Source organism: Pseudomonas sp. EZ-C24, from assembly GCF_014525325.1.
In the GTDB taxonomy this organism is placed as follows: Bacteria; Pseudomonadota; Gammaproteobacteria; order Pseudomonadales; family Pseudomonadaceae; genus Aquipseudomonas; species Aquipseudomonas shirazensis.
The window spans coordinates 198,138-217,486 of record NZ_JACDIU010000003.1; the positions used below are offsets into that span (position 1 = coordinate 198,138).

A 19,349-nucleotide genomic window follows, 5' to 3' on the forward strand; every position below is an offset into this window, starting at 1 on the left:
ATTGCTTTGGCAAGTAATCTGCCGGCTTGGCCAAAATAGAGGCCATTTGACATCATTGTCCGCTGTCGGCAGTCCCGCGGATCTGTATTCTGCTCGGTATGACGGAGCACATGTTACCGTCATCCGCGGGAGCCCCCCATTGCCAAAAGGATTCGTGCATGCGGCCACTGCTGTGCCTTGCCGGGCTGTTGCTGGCGTTGCTGGCCTCGCCTGCAGCTGCAGAGCAAAAACTGCGTCTGGTTGCCGACAGCTGGCCGCCGTTCACCGACGCCAGCCTGCCCGGCGGTGGCCTAGCGACCAGCCTGGTGACCACGGCGCTGACGCGCGCAGGCTTTGCCAGTGAATACGAAGAAGTGCCCTGGGCGCGTGCGTTGAAAGGGTTGGGCGAAGGACGTTACGACGTGCTGGTCAACGCCTGGTACAACGAGTCGCGCACCCAGATCGGGCAGTTTTCCAGTGCCTTTCTGAGTAACCGCATTCGCCTGCTCAAGCGTCAGGGTGAGGCCTTCACTTATCAGCGCCAGGCTGACCTGTACCCCTACAGCATCGCCGTGGTGCGCGGTTATGCCTATTCGCCGAGCTTCGACGATGACAGCCGCCTGAGCAAGGTACAGGTGCGCAATTTCTCCTCAGCTGTGCGCATGCTGGCGGCCGGGCGGGTCAAGCTGGCAGTGGAAGACGAGTACGTCGCACGTTACAACCTGCAGCGCGAGCCGCAGCAGGTGCGTGACTCGGTCAGTTTTGTCGATCCGCCGCTCGGTGAGAACAGCCTGCACATTCTGGTCAGCTTGCAGCACCCGCAACATCGGCAGATCGTGCAGCGCTTCGAGCGCGCGATTGCGGCCATGAAGGCCGATGGCAGCTATCAGCGCCTGCTGCGCCAGCATGGCTTCTAGAACCTTGGCTCAGCTCGGCGCACCTTCCTTGATCAGGTGCGCGGCCATGGTCCGCAGCGGGCCGAGCTGGCGGCAGATCAAGGCCAGCTGCGTCTGCACCAGACGCTGATGCTCATCCAGCTCTTCCGGCATCTGCTCGAGGGCATTGGCCAAGGCTTCTTCTTCATCACTGTGAATCGCCACCGGTAGGCGCGCGGCCAGGCCGTTGGCGATCTGGTCGAGGCTGTTGGCCAGGCTGACCCCGGCACCGTCGATCAGTTGCTCGTGGACCTCTGGCGGCAGCGCCGTATCGCGGTGCGCACCTAGTCCTGACAGGTAGCTGAGCAAGGTGTGCGAGAGCACCAGGAAGCGGAAACCGACATCGGCTTCCTTACGGAAGTGGCCAGGCTCCATCAGCATGTTGGCCAGAGTGGTCGACAGCGCTGCGTCAGCGTTGTGCGCATTGCGCCGGGCCAAGCGATACGCGAGGTCGTCGCGTTTGCCGTACGCATACTGCTGCATGATCTGGCGCAGGTACTCGCTGGCGCAGGTCAAAGTATTGGCCAGCACCTTGTTCAGCCGCCGCCCCTGCCAGTCGGGCAGGAACAGGAACACCGCCAGAATGGCGATCAGGCTGCCGACCAGGGTATCGAACAGGCGCGGCAGGAACAGGCCGTAACCGTCGCCGATCTGGTTGAAGCAGAACAGCACCATCAGCGTGATTGCCGCCGTGGCCAGGGTATAGCGGGTGGTGCGGTTGACGAAGAACACCACCCCGGCAACCACCGCGAACAACGACTGCACCACCGGGTTAGGGAACAGATCGAACAACGCCCAGCCGACCGTCAGGCCGATCGCCGTGCCGAAAATCCGCTGCACCAGCTTGCGCCGCGTCGCGCCATAGTTGGGCTGGCAGACGAACAGCGTGGTGAGGATGATCCAGTAACCCTGTGTCGGGTGAATCAGATGCACCATGCCATAGCCGATTGATAGCGCCAGCGGCAGGCGCAGGGCGTGGCGGAACAGCAGCGAAGTCGGCGTCAGCTGCGTGCGCAGGCGGCTCCAGACGTCCTTGAAGTTGCGCGGCGAGCGGTCCAGCAGGCTGCTGTCACTGGCATCGGCAAGGCCGTCCGGGTTGCTGGCGTCGGCGAGCAGGCGGTCCAGCGTGGCGAGGTTGCCGGCCAGCGCCCGCAGCGAGCGCAGCAGGCCGCGCCAGGCTGGGTTGCTCTGGATGCGCAGGTGTTCCAGGGAGGCGTGCAGGTCTTCCAGCGCTTCGGCAAAACCGCTGCCGTAGACGAACGGCTGGCGCATGCGGATCGATTCCGACAGCTGCTGGCAGGCCGAGCCTTGCTGGCGCAGCAGGCGCTGGCAGCGGAACATCACGTCGCTGTGGAAAAACGCCTCGGCCAGGGCGTTGTACGGATAGTGCGAGGCACTCACGCGCTCGTGAATGTCCTGGGCCAGGAAATACAGCTTGAGGTAGCGGCTGACCTTGGAGTTGGGTTGGCTGTTGCCGACCCGGTGCAGGATGATCTCTTTGGCGGCGTTGAGGGCTGCGACCACCTTGCCGTTCTGCTGGGCCAGCTCCAGCCGTCGCGATTCCACTTCAAGGTTGCGAATTGGCTCGAACAGGTTGGCCTTGAGCTTGAGGTAGCGGCCCAGCTCGTAGAACAGCTTGGCCAGGCTCTGCTGCACCGGCTGATTGGAGAACAGCGCCTGCCACAGCACCGACAGCAGCCCATACCAGGCAGCGCCTGCCACCAGCAGCAACGGCTCGTGCCAGAAGTCGGTGACCTCACCGCCGCGCTGGTCGACGCCGATCATGGTGTACACCGAGAGGATCAAGGTCGCCGAGGCAATCGCGCCATAGCGCTCGCCCAAGGCGCCGAGCATGGTCAGGCAGAACGCCGCCAGGGCCAGGGCGAAGGCAAAGATCCAGGGGTAGGGGAACAGCAGCTCGACCGACAGCGCGGCGATGGCAAAACAGGCCAGGGTCACCAGCAGGGCGCTGAGGCGGCCCTGCCAGCCGTCGTCGGTCTCGGCCAGGGCGCTGGCGATGATCCCCAGAAACAGCGGGATCAACAGCTTCATTTCATCTTGATACCAACACAAGGCCATGCTGCCGGTGAGGGCGATGGTCACCCGGATGGCATAACTGAACTTGTCCTGGCCCCACAAACGACGCAGAGAATGACGAAACGAGCTCGATGACATAGTGGCCTGCTGGCAGTGATCGATGAGAACCTTTCAGGGCATTGCTGAAAGGATTCTACATTACACGAACTGCGCCGCGGCGTTGGCGGAAGCCCAGGCCCACTGGAAATTAAATCCGCCGAGATGGCCGCTGACATCGAGCACTTCACCGATGAAATACAGCCCAGGGCTTTTCAGCGATTCCATGGTCTTGGACGACACTTCGCGGGTGTCGACGCCGCCCAGGGTGACCTCGGCCGTGCGATAACCTTCGGTGCCGGCCGGCACCACCTGCCAGCAGGCCAGCTTGTCAGCGATCTGTGCCAGCTCGGCCGGGGTGTACTGCTTCATCGGCTTGGATTCGAACCACTGCTCGGCCAGCAGGTTTGCCAGCTTGCGCGTGAACACCTCGCCGAGCACGGTCTTCAGCTCGCTGTTGGCGCGCTCGATTTGCTGGCTTTGCAGCCAGTCCAGCGCGTCACGGTCAGGCAGCAGGTTGATCTCGACGCTGTCGCCGGCCTCCCAGAACGAAGAAATCTGCAGAATCGCCGGGCCACTCAAGCCGCGGTGAGTAAACAGCAGGTTCTCGCGGAAGCTGCTGCCGTTGCAGCTGGCGGTGCAGTCCAGCGAGGTGCCCGAAAGCTCGGTGCACATGGCCTTGAGCTGCGGCTCGGTGATGGTGAACGGCACCAGCCCGGCACGGGTTGGCAGCAAGGTGTGGCCGAACTGGCGCGCCACCTGGTAGCCGAAGCCGCTGGCGCCCAGCGTCGGGATCGACAACCCGCCGGTGGCGATCACCAGCGACTGGCAGGCGAACGGGCCGGCGCTGGTCTGCAGCCGATAACCCTCGGCGGTTTTCTCGATGGTCTCGATGCTGGTGTCCATGCGCAGGTCCACCCCGGCAGCGTCGCATTCAGCCAGCAGCAAATCGAGGATGTCGCTGGACTTGTTGTCGCAGAACAGCTGACCGAGCTTCTTCTCGTGATACGGCACCTGGTGCCTGGCCACCAGTTCGATGAAGTCCCACTGGGTATAGCGGGCCAGCGCCGATTTGCAGAAGTGCGGGTTGTTCGAGAGGAAGTTGCTCGGCTCGGTGTACATGTTGGTGAAGTTGCAACGCCCGCCACCCGACATGAGGATCTTCTTGCCCGGTTTGTTGGCATGGTCGAGCAGCAGCACGCGGCGGCCACGGTTGGCGCTGAGCTGAGCGCACATCAGGCCGGCGGCGCCAGCGCCGAGGATGATCACGTCGGTGGAGTGCACGGGAGTTACCTGGAATCAGTTGAACAGAAGGTGAGGCCAACCCTGCGCCGCCGGCACAGGGTTGCTGTAGCTATCAGAGGATCCGCACTCTCAGCGCACGGCCCTTGATCTTGCCGCTGTTGAGGCGCTGCACGGCCTGCTTGGCCAATGCTCGCTCGACCGCAACCAAGGCCTGGAAGTCGAAGATGGCGATCTTGCCGACCTGCTTGCCAGGGATGCCGGCGTCGCCGGTCAGTGCACCGAGGATGTCACCCGGGCGCAGCTTGTCTTTACGCCCGGCGCCGATGCACAGAGTGACCATTACCGGCAGCAGCGGCTCGCCGCCCTGGCTCTTGAGGTTGTCCAGCTGTTCCCAGCGCAGGGGGCGCTTCTGTTGCTGCTCGATGGCCTGGGCGCGATGGCCTTCGGCGGGAGCGACCAGGCTGACGGCGACGCCCTTTTCGCCAGCACGGCCGGTACGGCCGACTCGGTGTACGTGGATTTCGGCATCACGCGCCAGTTCGACGTTGATGACCATGTCCAGGCCGTCGATATCCAGGCCGCGCGCGGCAACGTCGGTGGCAACCAGCACCGAGATGCTACGGTTGGCGAACATCGCCAGCACCTGGTCGCGGTCACGCTGCTCCAGGTCGCCATGCAGCGCCTGGGCAACGATGCCCTTGGCAGTCAGGTGGTTGACCACTTCGTCGCACTGCTGCTTGGTGAAGCAGAACGCCACGCACGATTCAGGGCGGTAGTGCGCGAGCACGCGGGTCAGCGCTTCAAGGCGCTGCTGCGGGTCGATCTCGATGAAGCTCTGCTCGATCTGGGTTTCGCTGTGCAGCGCGTCGACCTTGACCTGCTGCGGCTTGCGCATGAAATCAGCAGCCAGTTGCTCGATGCCGCTCGGGTAGGTGGCCGAGAACAGCAAGGTCTGCCGGCGCGACGGGGTCTTGCCGATGATCGCGGCAATGGCGTCGAAGAAGCCCATGTCGAGCATGCGGTCGGCTTCGTCGAGCACCAGCGTGTTGAGCCCGTCGAGGACCAGCGTGCCCTTGTCCAGATGCTGCTGAACCCGGCCCGGAGTGCCAACGATGATGTGCGCGCCGTGCTCCAGCGAGGCGATCTGCGGGCCGAGCGAAACCCCACCGCAGAGGGTCAGGATCTTGATGTTGTCTTCCGCCCGGGCCAGCCGGCGCAGTTCTTTGGCCACCTGGTCAGCCAGCTCGCGGGTCGGGCACAGGACCAGTGCCTGGCAGCCGAAGTAGCGCGGGTTGAGCGGATTGAGCAAGCCGATGCCAAAGGCGGCAGTCTTGCCGCTGCCGGTCTTGGCCTGGGCGATCAGGTCCTGGCCACGCAGGATCACCGGCAGGCTCTGGGCCTGGATCGGGGTCATCGCGGCATAGCCGAGCGCCTCCAGGTTGGCCAGCATGGCGGCAGACAAGGGCAAAGAGGCAAATGCGGTGGATTCGGTGGTCACGAGGCGGGCCTGGGTAGCAAAGCGAAAAATGCCCGATAGTCTACCAGCCCCGTGGCCATTCCCCCTAAGGTTCGATCTCGGCTTCCGGACGACGGGCACGCCTGCCGTCGCTTGGCGCCAGTTGCAGGAAGATCGCCGCTGCCAGCATCGACATCAGGCCGATGGTGAAGAAGGTCAGCTGGAAGGCCCCCAGCACGCTCTCAACGCCATCGCCGTTACCAGCCGCGGTGAAGCCGCCGAGCAGGGCACCGGCACAGGCCACGCCCAGGCTCAAGGCCAGTTGCGCAACCACCGAAAGCAAGCCGTTGCCGCTGCTGGCGCTGGCATCGTCGAGATCGATCAGGGTCACCGTGTTCATCGCGGTGAACTGCAGCGAATTGACTGCACCGAGCAACGACAGCTGCACCAGCAACAAAGCATACGGCGTCTGCTCATCGACCAGGCCCAGGCTCGCCAGGAGGATGCCCAGCAGCACGGTATTGCCGGTGAGGATGATGCGGTAGCCGAGCCGCTCGATCAGCGGTCGTGCTACCGACTTGGCAACCATCGCCGCTGCTGCCAGAGGGATCATGCTCATGCCGGCCTGGGACGGCGAATAGCCCAGGGCGATCTGCAGCAGCAGCGGCACCAGAAAGGGCAGGGCACCGCTGCCCAGACGGGCGAACAGGTTGCCGAGAATACCGATGGCGAAGGTGCGCACGCGGAACAGGCTGGGCGAGAACAGCGGCTCGGGATCGCGCCCGGCGCGCAGCCAGTAGGCCGCCAGGCATGCCATGCCGGCAAACAGCAGCAACATCACCCGCAGGTGCGGCATGTGCAGCTCGCCCAGGCCTTCCATGGCAATGGTGATCAGCACCATCGCTGCACCAAACAGGAGGAACCCTGGCGTATCGAAGGTCGTGCGCTCGCTGCCGCGCAGGTCGGGGATGAACTTCCATACCGCCCAACAGCCCAGCGCACCCACCGGCAGGTTGAGCAAGAAGATCCAGTGCCAACTGAGGATTTCTACCAGCCAGCCACCGACGGTCGGCCCCAGCAGCGGGCCGAGCAGGCCGGGGATGGTGATGAAGCTCATGATCCGCACCAGCTCTGAACGCGGGTAGGCGCGCAGCACCACGAGCCGCCCGACCGGCAGCATCAAGGCACCGCCCAGGCCCTGAATGATCCGCGCCCCGATCAGGAAACCGAGGCTGTTGGCCAGGGCGCACAGCAGTGAGCCCAAGCTGAACAAGAGGATCGCGCTGAAGAAGATCCGCTTGGTGCCAAAGCGGTCGGAGATCCAGCCCGAGGCCGGGATCAGCAAGGCCACGGTGAGCATGTAGGCGATGATCACCCCTTGCATGCGCAGCGGGTCTTCTTCGAGCGAGCGCGCCATCGCCGGCAGCGCGGTGTTGAGGATGGTGCCGTCGAGTGACTGCATGAAAAAGGCAATCGCCACCACCCACGGGATCCAGCGGGCGGTGACAGGGTCAAGCGGTGCGCGATCGGTCATGGCGGCCTCAAATCCTTCCAGGCGGCGGTGTTACAGAGTCAGGGTCATCGCTTTGACCAGCGCGCCCGGCAAATGACTCGATCCGGTTTGCCGTTGGCCGTAGGTGCTGGTCGAAAGGATCAGCTCACGCTCGGCGGTCAAGGCTTCGAGCTGCTGGCCGAGCAGGTTGTACAGGGTGTCGTCGAAGCGCATGGTGCTGACCGGCCCCTGAATCTTGCCGTTCTCGACCCAGAAGGTGGCAAAGCGGGTCAGGCCGGTCATCCGTGCTGCTGGCAGGTCAGAGTAGTTCAGGTACCACAGGTTGCTGATGTACAGGCCGGTGCCCAGGCGCTGGAGGATGTCGGCGGTGGCCAACTCGCCCGGTGCCAGGCTCAGCGCGCAGGGCGACTCATAGCTGTCGGCGCCGTTGGCGGCCAGCTTGAACTCCGCTGCGCTGCGGGCACTGACCAGGCGCTGCAGGCCGCGACCCTCGGCGATCAGTTGCAGGTCCTGGCGCTGCGAACCTTCGTCGGAAAACGCCGGGCTCAACGAGCCACTGACCTGCTCGCTGATACTCACCAGAGGGCTCAATTGCGCATCGCCGCTGTACAGCCGCTGCAAGGCGCTGTTGCCGGTGGCCAGTGCCTGCGCGGAAAAACCGCCCCAGGAGAGCATGCCGGCGATTTCATCCATGGCCGCTGGCGCCAGGTAAGCGCGATAGCTGCCGGGCTTGAGCAGCACCCCAGGCAGGCCCAGATAGGCCAGTTGCTCGCGGGCCAGGCGCAAACGCTCGACAAAGGCAGCAGCGTCCCAGCTCTGGCCGGCATAGTTGGCTTTGACTGCCTCGCCGTTGGCGTGGAACAGGCTCCAGTCGAAGTTGAAACTGACCGCTTCATGCCAGCCAAACGCCCCGAACGAACTGGCAAAGCCGCGGCAGATCGGGCCGGCGGCGTAGATGCCGACCAAATCCAGTTCGGCAGCTTCGCGCTCGACCAGCGCCAGCACCTCGGCTGGGTCCGGCAGCGCCTGTTGTTGCAGGCTGTGCGAATGCCAGGCGCTGTCGTCCAGGCTCAGGTACGGGTCGACGGCCAGCAGCGGCAAGGTCTGGCGCAATTGCTTGAGCGCATCGTGCAGGCGTTGCTGGTCAAGCTCGGCATCGCCACACAAGGTGAATTGCTGCTCGGCCTGGCGGCCATTGTCGACCAGCCGCAGTTGGGCGCTGGCCTGGCTGACCACACCGGCCTGGCGCACCTTGGCATGGTTGAAACGAATGAACTGCGACTGCTCGGCGCTGAAACCGAGGGTGAACTGCTCGCCGTCGCGCAGGGCTGCACGCAAGGTTTGCAGCAGCTGCTGGAATTGCTCCTGGGGTGTGGCGCGCATCAGGCGTCTCCTCCGAATACATCGATCTGGCTGAACACACAGGCCGGCGACGCATGGCCGACCCGCACCACCTGATTGGGCTCGCCCTTGCCGCAGTTGGGGGTGCCTAGTACCTCGAAAGTGCTGCGGTCGCCGACTGCCGACAGGTCGCGCCAGAATTGCGCCGAAATACCGCGGTAGTTAGGGTTCTTGACCACGCCCTTGAGTTGGCCGTCTTCGATCAACTGGCCCCACTCGCAGCCAAACTGAAACTTGTTGCGCGCATCGTCAATCGACCACGAGCGGTTGGTGCGCATCAGGATGCCCTGCTCGATACCGCCAATCAGCTGCGCCAGCGACTGCTCGCCGGGTTCGATATTGAGGTTGGCCATGCGGTCGATCGGCGCGCGGTTCCAGCTGCAGGCGCGGCTGTTGGCGACCCCATCAAGCCCGGAGCGGAACTGCGACAGCGCGCCCCCGAGCGGGCGTAACAGCTTGCCCTGACGGATCAGGAACTGCTTGCTGGCGGCCGTGCCGTCATCGTCGTGGCTGTAGCTGGCCAGCTCTTCGGCGATGGTCGGGTCGAAGGTCACATTGAGTAGGCTCGAGCCATATTGCAGCTGGCCGAAGTCGCTGGCTTTGACGAAACTGGTACCGGCGTAGTTGCGCTCGTCGCCCAGAATTCGGTCCATCTCCAGCGGGTGGCCGATCGACTCGTGGATCTGCAGCATCATCTGGTCAGGCATCAGCAACAGGTCGCGCTTGCCGCTCGGCGTGTTGGGCGCCAGCAACAGTTGCAAGGCCTGATCGGCAACCTGCGTCGCGGCACCGATCAGACCGCAGCGCTCGATGATCTCGAAACCGCCCTGCTGGCCAAAATTGTCCCGGCCCAGGCTGCGGCTCTGGCTGTCCTGGCCGTCGCTGGCAGTGACGCCCATGCCCGGGAACAGAAAGCGCTGGGCGTGGCGCAGTTCGGCGCCGGCCGAGTTCAAGTAGGTCTGCTCGACTTCGCTGATACCCAGGCTCGCCTGCCAATCGACCAGGCGGTCATCCGTCGGCACGCTGGCCGATTCGGCGGCGAGCAGGCCCAGGCAATCGGCCAGGTTCGGCAGCGGCTGAATGAAGTTGGGGGAGACATGGTCATGGCGCTCGCTCGGCACCGCTTGCGTGCTCAAGTCCAGCAGGCTGTGCCGGGCGATCTGCCGGGCCAGCGCTTCAGCCTGCTCCAGCGCCCGTTGCAAGCCGCTTTGCGAAAGATCGGCGGTGGCCGCATAGGCCTCGACACCGTTGATGCGCACGGTGAGCATGGCGCCTTCGTCCTGATTGAAGAACGGTGGCTGGGCAACATTGCGGCGCACCGCCAGGCCTTGATAGGACTGCTTGACGTGGCGCAGCGAAAACACCTCGGCCGTACTGCGCAGCGAGGCAAAGCGCTGACGCAGCAGGGCGCTGGAATCGAACATGGGCAGAACTCCGTGAACGCGGCGGCTCCCCCTAGAACCACCCTTCGTGCATGCTCAGGCAAGTGTCATCGCGGGCCTCGAGCAGTGCCAGCTCAGTATGGCAGCCCGGTACTTCCCAAGTCAGGAAATAACGCGCCGCCTGCAACTTGCCACGATAGAAGTGGTGGTCGGCCGCCGCGCCGTTGACCAGCCCGCGCTCGGCATGCAGCGCCTGCTCCAGCCAGCGCCAGCCAATCACGCAATGGCCAAACACCTTGAGGTACAGCGCCGAGTTGGCCAGCGCAGTGCTGACCTTGCCCGCCGCCATATCGCCAAGCAGCGCCAAGGTCACCGCCTGCAGCCGATTGACCAGTTGCTCAAGGGGCTGGCGCAGGTCATCGAGGGCAGGGTGATGGCTGGCGCGCTCGGCCGTTGCGGCGATCAGGCGGATCAACTGCTTGAGCCCGGCGCCGCCATTGTGCGCCAGCTTGCGGCCGAGCAGGTCGAGCGACTGGATGCCGTGGGTGCCTTCATGGATCGGGTTCAGGCGGTTGTCGCGGTAGTACTGCTCGACCGGATACTCGCGGGTGTAGCCGTGACCGCCGAGGATCTGGATCGCCAGCTCGTTGGCCTTGAGGCAGAACTCCGAGGGCCACGACTTGACGATCGGCGTCAGCAGGTCGAGCAATGCCTGGGCCTGCTGGCGCTCGCTGTCGCTGGGCGCGGTGTGGGTATCGTCGAACAGCCGCGCTGCATACAGGCCCAGATCGAACGCACCTTCGACATAGGCCTTCTGCGTCAGCAACATACGCTTCACGTCACTGTGAGCGATGATCGGCACTGCAGCGCTGAGCGGATCCTTGTTGTCCGGCAAACGCCCCTGTGGCCGCTGGCGCGCATACTCCAGCGAGTACAGGTAGCCGGCATAGCCGAGCATCACCGCACCCATGCCGACGCCGATCCGCGCCTCGTTCATCATCTGGAACATGCAGGCCAGGCCCTGGTGCGGCTGGCCCAGCAAATAGCCCACGCAGTTGCCCTGGTCGCCAAAGTTAAGCGCCGTCGAGGTGGTGCCGCGCCAGCCCATCTTGTGAAACAGCCCGGCCAGCAGCACATCGTTGCGCGGACCCAGGCTGCCATCGGCATTGGCCAGGTACTTGGGCACGATGAACAGCGAAATGCCCTTCACCCCGGCGGGCGCGTCCGGCAGCTTCGCCAGCACCAGATGGACGATGTTCTCCGACAGCTGATGGTCGCCGCCGGAGATGAAGATCTTGTTGCCCTTGATCCGGTAACTGCCATCGCCAGCCGGTTCGGCGCGGGTGCGGATATCCGCCAGTGACGAGCCAGCATGGGGTTCGGTCAGGGCCATGGTGCCGAAGTAGCGCCCCTCTATCATCGGCTGCAGGAACAAGCGCTTCTGCTCATCGCTGCCGAAACTCTCGATCAGGTTGGCGGCGCCCATGGTCAGAAACGGGTAGGCCGTAGTGCCCGCGTTGGCTGCCTGGAAGTGTGCGAAACAGGCTTGCGAGAGCAGGCTCGGCAACTGCATGCCACCGACCTCGAAATCGCGGTTGGCATTGAGGAAACCCGCCTGCAAAAAGGCATCGACCGCGGGCTTCACCTCGGCAATCAACTCGGCCCGGCCATCGACGTAGCGCGGTTCATTTTCGTCGGCCTTGCGGTTGTGCCCGGCGAAGTACTTCTCGGCGATGGTGCGCGCAGTGGCCAACGCCGCATCGAAGGTTTCCCGGCTGTGCTCGGCGAAGCGCGGGCGCTGGGTCAGGGCCTCGGCGTCGAGTACTTCGTAGAGCTCGAAAGCCAGGTTGCGGGAGCTGAGCAGGGTTTCGGACATGCTGGCGGGTCCAGTGGTGAGGGGCTTAAGGCGAGTCTAGGAACGAGGAGTGGGTGAGGCCAGCATCATTGATTGAGGTGATGGTGTGGGGGAGGGGTGGCGAATTGCGGCCACTAAGTGCATGTCACGGGCTTCTGGAGCGGCCTTGTGTCGCGATGCGCCGCGCGGGCGGCGCTGGATCTTGAGAGCGCTCCCCGCAGTCCCCATTTCCTCGAAGGGCTTCACATTACTTGAGCGCGCTGGCCAAGGCGCTGATGGATGATGCCGAGTTGGGGATGCGGCGGTGATTGCGCTGCGGTGCGCCAACGGCCGGCTATTGGACGTAGTTTGGTGTAACTGCTGCTGATGTCGGGGCCGCTTCGCGGCCCTTTCGCGACACAAGGCCGCTCCTACAGGGATCGCGTCCAGTCGGCATAGGCGCGCCAGACGCCTCGCCCGCCGCCATGCGCGGTACTGTAGGAGCAGCCCCAATACAGGCGACGCCGACCTGGAATCAGGCGATGCAAGTGGCAGCAAGTTGTATCTGAAAGTCATAAAAAAGGAGAGCCGAAGCTCTCCTTTTTGGTTACTGCCGTGTCGGTGTCAGCCGATCGTCATCAAGCTCGCGTTACCCCCCGCCGCAGCGGTGTTGACGCTCACTGCGCGCTCGATCACCAAACGCTCCAGGGCAATCTGCTGATCGCCGCTGGACAGCCCGTGCACACCGACAATCGCCCCGGCGCGCTTGGCTACCTGCTCGCACACGGCGCGCAGTTGGTCCGAGTGGCCGTGGTGGATAACAGCATCGAACGCTACTTCATCCTTGGTCCAGTCGGCCACCAGCTTGACCTTGCCTTGCAGCTCTTTAGGCAGGCGCGCACGCAGGCTCTTGGCCGGCTCGCCGTCGACGCATACCGCCGAGCTGCCTACGGCCAGTACCGCAGCCAATTGAGCCAGCAGGTCAGCTTCATTGTCTGCCAGGCACAGCACATGCTCGCGCGGCAGGATGGTGTAGCTGTTGCGCTCGCCGGTCGGGCCCGGCAGCAGGCGGGTGATGCCGCTCTGTGATTGCTCTGCGAACTGCTCGCAGAGGCTGGCCAGGTCGCTCAGCTGGTTGCTTTCGGCCCAGGCTTTAAGGCTGTGCAGCGGCTTGATCAGTTGCTCGCGCAGGACGCTGTCGACCTTGCTGGCAGCATCGGCCTCCTTGAACTGGCGAGCCACGGCGTCGACCGGGCGGGTCGACAGCAGGCGGTACAGGTACAGCGGGCCGCCGGCTTTCGGGCCGGTGCCGGACAGGCCTTCACCACCGAACGGCTGCACGCCGACCACGGCACCGACGATGTTGCGGTTGACGTACATGTTGCCGGCGTTGACGGTATCCACAACCTTGGCGATGGTTTCGTCGATGCGGGTGTGTACGCCCAGGGTCAGGCCGTAGCCGGAGGCGTTGATCTGCTCGAGCAACTGGTCGAGATTGCGGCGGTTGTAGCGCACTACGTGCAGTACCGGGCCGAAGATCTCGCGCTTGAGTTCGTCGAAGCTATCCAGCTCGATCAAGGTCGGCATGACGAAGGTACCGCGTTTGCACTCGGCAGCATCGGCGATGGCCACCTGATACACGGCGCGGCCTTTTTCACGCATGGCCTGGATGTGCTTCTCGATGCCAGCCTTGGCTTCGGCGTCGATTACCGGGCCGATGTCCACCGAGAGTCGTTCCGGGTTGCCCTGGCGGTTTTGCGCCATGGCGCCCTTGAGCATTTCAATGACGCGGTCGGCGGAGTCTTCCTGCAGGCACAGGACGCGCAGGGCCGAGCAACGTTGGCCGGCGCTGTCGAACGCCGAGGAAACCACGTCGATCACCACTTGCTCGGTCAAGGCCGACGAGTCGACGATCATCGCGTTCTGCCCGCCGGTTTCGGCGATCAGCGGGATCGGCCGGCCTTGGGCGTCGAGGCGGCCAGCGATATTGCGTTGCAGCAGGCGGGCGACTTCAGTCGAGCCAGTGAACATCACACCTTTGACCCGCTCGTCACCGACCAGACCGGCGCCGACGGTTTCACCGCGGCCTGGCAGCAGTTGCAGCACACCTTCAGGGATGCCGGCTTCAAGCATCAAGCGCACCGCTTGCGCAGCGATAAGCGGAGTTTGCTCGGCAGGCTTGGCCAGCACAGGGTTACCGGCAGCCAAGGCCGCGGCAACCTGGCCGCTGAAGATCGCCAGCGGGAAGTTCCACGGGCTGATGCACACCACCGGGCCCAGTGGGCGGTGGGCGTCGTTGCTGAAGTTGTTGCGGGCCTGTACTGCGTAGTAACGCAGGAAGTCCACCGCTTCGCGGACTTCGGCAATGGCGTTGGCGTAGGTCTTGCCGGCTTCACGCACCAGCAGGCCCATCAACGGCTGGATCTCGGCCTCCATCAGGTCGGCGCTGCGCTCGAGGATCGCTGCACGTTCGGCTGGCGGCGTCGCTTGCCAGATCGGCGCAGCGTTCAGCGCGCACTGGATGGCGTTGTCGACATCAATGACGGTGGCTTCCTGCACATGACCGACGACGTCGCGATGATCGGACGGGTTGATCACGGCTGCCGCCACTTCCTGGCTGCTGGCGCAACCCAGCATTGGTGCGGCTTTCCACTCGGTGTGAGCGGTTGCCAGCAACGCGCAGGACAACGACGCCAGGCGATGTTCGTTGGCCAGGTCGATACCGGCCGAGTTGGCCCGCTCGCTGCCATACAGGTCACGCGGCAGCGGGATGCGCGGGTGCGGCAGGCCGATGCTGCCTTCCTGGGCCGCCATTTGCTCGATATTGGCGACCGGGTCGGAGACCAGCTCTTGAATCGAAATCGAGTGGTCGGCAATACGGTTGACAAACGAGGTGTTGGCGCCGTTTTCCAGCAGGCGTCGCACCAGATAGGCCAGCAGTGTCTCGTGGGTACCGACCGGGGCATACACCCGGCACGGACGGTTCAGCTTGCCATCGGCAACTTTGCCCACCACTTGCTCGTAGAGCGGCTCGCCCATGCCGTGCAGGCACTGGAACTCGTACTGGCCCGGGTAGTAGTTCTGCCCGGCTATGTGATAGATGGCCGACAGGGTGTGGGCGTTGTGGGTAGCGAACTGCGGGTAGATGGCTTCGGGCACCGACAGCAGCTTGCGTGCGCAGGCGATGTAGGAAACGTCGGTGTACACCTTGCGGGTGTAGACCGGATAGCCTTCCAGACCTTCGACCTGGGCGCGCTTGATTTCGCTGTCCCAGTAGGCGCCCTTGACCAGGCGGATCATCAAGCGATGGCGGCTGCGCTTGGCCAGGTCGATGACCGAGTCGATCACGTACGGGCAACGCTTCTGATAAGCCTGGATGACAAAGCCGATACCGTTCCAGCCAGTCAGCGATGGCTCGAAGCACAGGCGCTCGAGCAGGTCCAGCGACAGCTCGAGGCGGTCGGCTTCTTCGGCGTCGATGTTAAGGCCGATGTCGTACTGCTTGGCCAGCAAGGTCAGCGACAGCAGGCGCGGGTACAGCTCGTCCATCACCCGCTCGTATTGCGCGCGGCTGTAGCGAGGGTGCAGGGCGGAAAGCTTGATCGAGATGCCCGGGCCTTCATAGATGCCGCGGCCATGGGAGGCCTTGCCGATCGAGTGGATCGCCTGCTCGTAGGAGGCCAGGTACTTCTGTGCGTCATGCTCGGTGAGTGCGGCTTCACCGAGCATGTCGTAGGAATAACGGAAGCCTTTGGACTCGAAGCGGCTAGCGTTGGCCAGGGCTTCGGCGATGGTTTCGCCGGTGACGAACTGCTCGCCCATCAGGCGCATGGCCATGTCGACGCCCTTGCGGATCATCGGCTCGCCACTTTTGCCGATGATGCGCGTCAGCGACGAAGTCAGGCCGGATTCGTTGTGGGTCGAGACCAGTTTGCCGGTCAGCAGCAGGCCCCAGGTTGCTGCGTTGACGAACAGCGACGGGCTGTTGCCCAGGTGCGGGTGCCAGTTGCCGGTGCTGATCTTGTCGCGGATCAGCGCGTCGCGGGTGCCTTTGTCGGGGATGCGCAGCAGGGCTTCGGCCAGGCACATGAGTGCAACGCCTTCCTGCGACGACAGCGAAAACTCCTGCAGCAGGCCCTGAACGATACCGGCACGACCGCTGGCGCTCTTCTGGTTACGCAGCTTCTCGGCGATGCCCGAGGCGAGCTTGTTGGTGGCTTCGGCCTGGGCAGTGGTCAGGCGCGCCTGCTCCAGCAGCATCGGCACCATTTCCTGCTCGGGGCGACGGTAGGCCGAAGTGATGGCAGCACGCAGTACCGATTGCGGCAGGATGCTTTCAGCGAACTCGAGGAAGCATTGATGGCTATGCTCAGGCTGTACCTCGCCGGCGTCGTCACTGAGGTTGGCACCATGGCCATTGATTTCGTGCAGGGTCGCGCCACCCTCGAGCTTCTCCAGGTAATTGAAGATAGCCTGCTTGATCAACCAATGCGGCGTGCGGTCAATCGACTGCGCAGCTGCCTTGAGTCGCTCACGGGTAGGGTCATCGAGTTTGACCCCAAGGGTGGTCGTCGCCATTTCTTATCCTCATTATTGCCACTTGCTGTGGCTTTAGCTGAGGCCAAGATTAGCGCTAGCCCATTGCGGGTGCAACCTGGTGCAACCCGTTTTTTTATAGTTTGAGGTGCAACTCGTCTGGCGCGTGGTTTCAGGTCGTCGCGCTGCTCGATTGTGGTGCGTTTTCCTTTGATAAACGCGGCGTTTGCGACAAAAGTGTCTAAAAGCGACGTTTTCTGTGTAAACGCATTTCAGGGTGCAACTGGCAAATGAAAAATGGTTGCACCCGGTTCATGTTGTTGCATAGCATGCGCCGCCTGGGTGCAACCGCTTTGTCGGCAGGTTGCATGAAATAAAAACAAACGCCAGGGCACAACCATGGGCAATCCTCTGACGATCACCTTCGTGGTCTACATCGCAGCAATGGTACTGATCGGCTTCGCCGCCTATCGCTCCACCAACAACCTTTCCGATTACATTCTCGGCGGACGTAGCCTCGGTAGCGTTGTCACCGCGCTGTCCGCAGGTGCCTCCGACATGAGCGGCTGGCTGTTGATGGGCCTGCCAGGCGCCATCTACATGTCCGGCTTGTCCGAAGCCTGGATCGCCATCGGCCTGACCGTTGGTGCCTACCTGAACTGGCTGTTCGTGGCCGGCCGTCTGCGTGTGCAGACCGAGCACAACGGCGACGCGCTGACCCTGCCGGACTACTTCGCCAGCCGCTTTGAAGACAAGAGCGGCCTGCTGCGGATCATCTCCGCGATCGTCATCCTGGTGTTCTTCACCATCTACTGTGCCTCCGGCATTGTGGCTGGTGCTCGCCTGTTCGAAAGCACCTTCGGCATGTCGTACGAAACCGCGCTGTGGGCCGGCGCTGCTGCGACCATCGCCTACACCTTCGTCGGTGGTTTCCTGGCAGTGAGCTGGACCGACACCGTGCAGGCCTCGCTGATGATCTTCGCGCTGATCCTGACGCCGATCATCGTGCTGATCTCGACGGGCGGCTTCGACACCACCTTCCTCGCCATCGAAGCGCAGAACCCGGCCAACTTCGACATGTTCAAAGGGGCGACCTTCATCGGCATCATCTCGCTGATGGGCTGGGGCCTGGGCTACTTCGGCCAGCCGCACATCCTCGCGCGGTTCATGGCTGCCGAGTCGGTCAAGTCGATCGCCAATGCTCGTCGCATCTCGATGACCTGGATGATCCTGTGCCTGGCTGGTACTTGCGCCGTGGGCTTCTTCGGTATCGCCTACTTCTCGGCCAACCCTGAACTGGCTGGCCCGGTTACCGAGAACCACGAGCGTGTGTTCATCGAGCTGGCGAAGATCCTGTTCAACCCGTGGATCGCCGGTGTGCTGCTGTCGGCCATTCTGGCGGCGGTGATGAGCACTCTGAGCTGCCAGCTGCTGGTCTGCTCCAGCGCCCTGACCGAAGACTTCTACAAGACTTTCCTGCGTAAAAACGCTTCCCAGGTCGAGCTGGTCTGGGTCGGCCGGATGATGGTCCTGGCCGTGGCACTGATCGCCATCGCCCTGGCAGCCAACCCGGAAAACCGCGTGCTTGGTCTGGTGGCGTACGCCTGGGCTGGCTTCGGTGCTGCGTTTGGTCCGGTAGTCCTGCTGTCGGTACTGTGGAAGGGCATGACCCGCAACGGCGCGCTGAGCGGTATCGTAGTTGGCGCACTGACCGTGATCTTCTGGAAGCAGCTGGACACCGGCCTGTACGAAATCATCCCGGGCTTCCTGTTTGCCACCATCGCCATCGTGCTGGTGAGCAAGCTGGGCGCACCGACCTCGAGCATGGTTTCGCGCTTCGAGAAGGCTGACGAGGCTTATCACATCGGTAAGTAATGTTGCCCTGACCGCTGTATGAAAAAGCCCGCGCCTGTTTAGGTGCGGGCTTTTTCTTGCCCGCTGCAAGGCAGGCCTGCAGTCGCCTGGCGCATACGCAGGCCTGACGGCTCCAGCCTGACAAGGTAAACTTGCCGCCTGCGCAGGAGTTGCCATGAACTATCGTCACGCCTTCCACGCCGGCAACCATGCCGACGTCTTCAAACACATCGTGCTGACCCGCCTCATCGCCTTGATGTCGCGCAAGGAGCAGCCGTTCGCTTACATCGATACCCACGCCGGCCTCGGTCTGTACGACCTGCACGGCGACCAGGCGAGCCGTACCGGTGAGTACCTGGAGGGCGTTGCCCGGCTGTGGGGCCGTGACGATCTGCCAGGGATCACCGCCGACTACCTGCGCGTGATCAAGCGCCTGAATCCAGAAGGTGAGCTGCGCTATTACCCGGGCTCGCCCGAGTTGGCGCGCCGGCTGATGCGTCAGCAGGACCGTGCGCTGTTCAACGAAAAGCACCCGGAAGACGGCCCATTGCTGCGCGAGAACATGAAAAAGGACCCGCGCGTCACCGTTCATCTGGGTGAAGGCTGGCATGTGCCGCGGGCGCTGCTGCCTGTGCAGGAAAAGCGCGCGATCATGCTCATCGATCCGCCGTTCGAGCAGGCCGACGAGCTCAAGCGCTGCACCGTGGCAGTCAAGGAAGCGATCGGGCGCATGCGCCAGACGGTGGCGGTGATCTGGTACCCGATCAAGGACCAGCGCTTGCTGACTCGCTACTATCAGGACCTGACCAGCACCGGCGCGCCAAAGCTGCTGCGCGCCGAGCTGTATGTGCATCATCAGGACAGCCCGCAGGGTCTGAACGGTTCCGGCCTGGCGATTGCCAACCCGCCATGGGGCCTGGAAGAAGAGCTGCGCGAGTTGCTGCCGCTGCTGGCCAAAGAGCTGGCCCAGACTGACGGTAGCTGGCGCCTCGATTGGCTGATTGCGGAATAATCCGATCCTGTCTCGCCGCCCCGGGCCCGCTCCACACAGGGGCGGTGCGCGATGGAGCTTTGCGTTATA

General features: G+C 63.6%; 11 protein-coding genes. 3 read left to right on the forward strand and 8 right to left on the reverse strand.

Translation table 11 applies throughout. The features are described 5' to 3' along the window. Nucleotides 1-158 precede the first annotated feature (158 nt). The gene (locus IDM28_RS01325; protein WP_101315806.1) at nucleotides 159-896 is read left to right on the forward strand and encodes a substrate-binding periplasmic protein; all 738 of its coding nucleotides are present in this window, start codon (nucleotides 159-161) and stop codon (nucleotides 894-896) included. 9 nt (nucleotides 897-905) lie between these two features. Here IDM28_RS01325 and yccS read toward each other — a convergent pair whose 3' ends face one another. The 8 genes from yccS to putA form a co-directional block, all read right to left on the reverse strand. Next, the gene (gene yccS, locus IDM28_RS01330) at nucleotides 906-3,089 is read right to left on the reverse strand and encodes a YccS family putative transporter (protein ID WP_150571088.1); all 2,184 of its coding nucleotides are present in this window, start codon (nucleotides 3,087-3,089) and stop codon (nucleotides 906-908) included. Nucleotides 3,090-3,149: 60 nt separating this feature from the next. After that, nucleotides 3,150-4,331, reverse strand: coding sequence for an NAD(P)/FAD-dependent oxidoreductase (locus IDM28_RS01335; RefSeq protein ID WP_188035200.1), 1,182 nt, complete (start codon nucleotides 4,329-4,331; stop codon nucleotides 3,150-3,152). A gap of 73 nt (nucleotides 4,332-4,404) precedes the next feature. Next, complete coding sequence (gene dbpA / locus IDM28_RS01340; protein ID WP_101315812.1) at nucleotides 4,405-5,790, reverse strand: ATP-dependent RNA helicase DbpA; 1,386 nt, start codon at nucleotides 5,788-5,790, stop codon at nucleotides 4,405-4,407. A gap of 64 nt (nucleotides 5,791-5,854) precedes the next feature. Further along, nucleotides 5,855-7,282 carry a multidrug transporter subunit MdtD gene (gene mdtD, locus IDM28_RS01345; RefSeq protein ID WP_188035201.1) on the reverse strand — a complete coding sequence of 476 codons (1,428 nt, stop codon included), beginning with the start codon at nucleotides 7,280-7,282 and terminating at the stop codon, nucleotides 5,855-5,857. 30 nt (nucleotides 7,283-7,312) lie between these two features. Next, nucleotides 7,313-8,644: a TldD/PmbA family protein gene (locus tag IDM28_RS01350; protein ID WP_188035202.1), complete on the reverse strand. Its 1,332-nt coding sequence runs from the start codon at nucleotides 8,642-8,644 to the stop codon at nucleotides 7,313-7,315. After that, nucleotides 8,644-10,086 carry a TldD/PmbA family protein gene (locus IDM28_RS01355; RefSeq protein ID WP_188035203.1) on the reverse strand — a complete coding sequence of 481 codons (1,443 nt, stop codon included), beginning with the start codon at nucleotides 10,084-10,086 and terminating at the stop codon, nucleotides 8,644-8,646. The genes IDM28_RS01350 and IDM28_RS01355 overlap by 1 nt, the downstream gene beginning before the upstream one ends. A 31-nt stretch (nucleotides 10,087-10,117) precedes the next feature. After that, nucleotides 10,118-11,920: an acyl-CoA dehydrogenase gene (locus IDM28_RS01360; RefSeq protein WP_150571092.1), complete on the reverse strand. Its 1,803-nt coding sequence runs from the start codon at nucleotides 11,918-11,920 to the stop codon at nucleotides 10,118-10,120. A 582-nt stretch (nucleotides 11,921-12,502) separates the two neighbouring features. Beyond that, nucleotides 12,503-16,456, reverse strand: coding sequence for a trifunctional transcriptional regulator/proline dehydrogenase/L-glutamate gamma-semialdehyde dehydrogenase (putA, locus tag IDM28_RS01365; protein WP_101315822.1), 3,954 nt, complete (start codon nucleotides 16,454-16,456; stop codon nucleotides 12,503-12,505). A 357-nt stretch (nucleotides 16,457-16,813) separates the two neighbouring features. Between putA and putP the strand changes: the two genes are divergently transcribed. Together putP and IDM28_RS01375 are read left to right on the forward strand one after the other, a co-directional pair. Beyond that, nucleotides 16,814-18,289, forward strand: a complete 1,476-nt coding sequence (gene putP, locus IDM28_RS01370) for a sodium/proline symporter PutP (RefSeq protein ID WP_150571093.1) — start codon at nucleotides 16,814-16,816, stop codon at nucleotides 18,287-18,289. A gap of 154 nt (nucleotides 18,290-18,443) precedes the next feature. Beyond that, nucleotides 18,444-19,280 carry a 23S rRNA (adenine(2030)-N(6))-methyltransferase RlmJ gene (locus IDM28_RS01375; RefSeq protein ID WP_150571094.1) on the forward strand — a complete coding sequence of 279 codons (837 nt, stop codon included), beginning with the start codon at nucleotides 18,444-18,446 and terminating at the stop codon, nucleotides 19,278-19,280. The last annotated feature ends 69 nt before the right edge of the window (nucleotides 19,281-19,349 follow it).

Excerpts from the sequence above, each read along its gene's own strand:
- IDM28_RS01360 (WP_150571092.1), bottom strand. The coding sequence starts at position 11,920 with ATGTCCGAAACCCTGCTCAGCTCCCGCAACCTGGCTTTCGAGCTCTAC.
- IDM28_RS01325 (WP_101315806.1), top strand. The coding sequence starts at position 159 with ATGCGGCCACTGCTGTGCCTTGCCGGGCTGTTGCTGGCGTTGCTGGCC.
- yccS (WP_150571088.1), bottom strand. The coding sequence starts at position 3,089 with ATGTCATCGAGCTCGTTTCGTCATTCTCTGCGTCGTTTGTGGGGCCAG.
- mdtD (WP_188035201.1), bottom strand. The coding sequence starts at position 7,282 with ATGACCGATCGCGCACCGCTTGACCCTGTCACCGCCCGCTGGATCCCG.
- putA (WP_101315822.1), bottom strand. The coding sequence starts at position 16,456 with ATGGCGACGACCACCCTTGGGGTCAAACTCGATGACCCTACCCGTGAG.
- IDM28_RS01355 (WP_188035203.1), bottom strand. The coding sequence starts at position 10,086 with ATGTTCGATTCCAGCGCCCTGCTGCGTCAGCGCTTTGCCTCGCTGCGC.
- IDM28_RS01350 (WP_188035202.1), bottom strand. The coding sequence starts at position 8,644 with ATGCGCGCCACACCCCAGGAGCAATTCCAGCAGCTGCTGCAAACCTTG.
- putP (WP_150571093.1), top strand. The coding sequence starts at position 16,814 with ATGGGCAATCCTCTGACGATCACCTTCGTGGTCTACATCGCAGCAATG.
- IDM28_RS01375 (WP_150571094.1), top strand. The coding sequence starts at position 18,444 with ATGAACTATCGTCACGCCTTCCACGCCGGCAACCATGCCGACGTCTTC.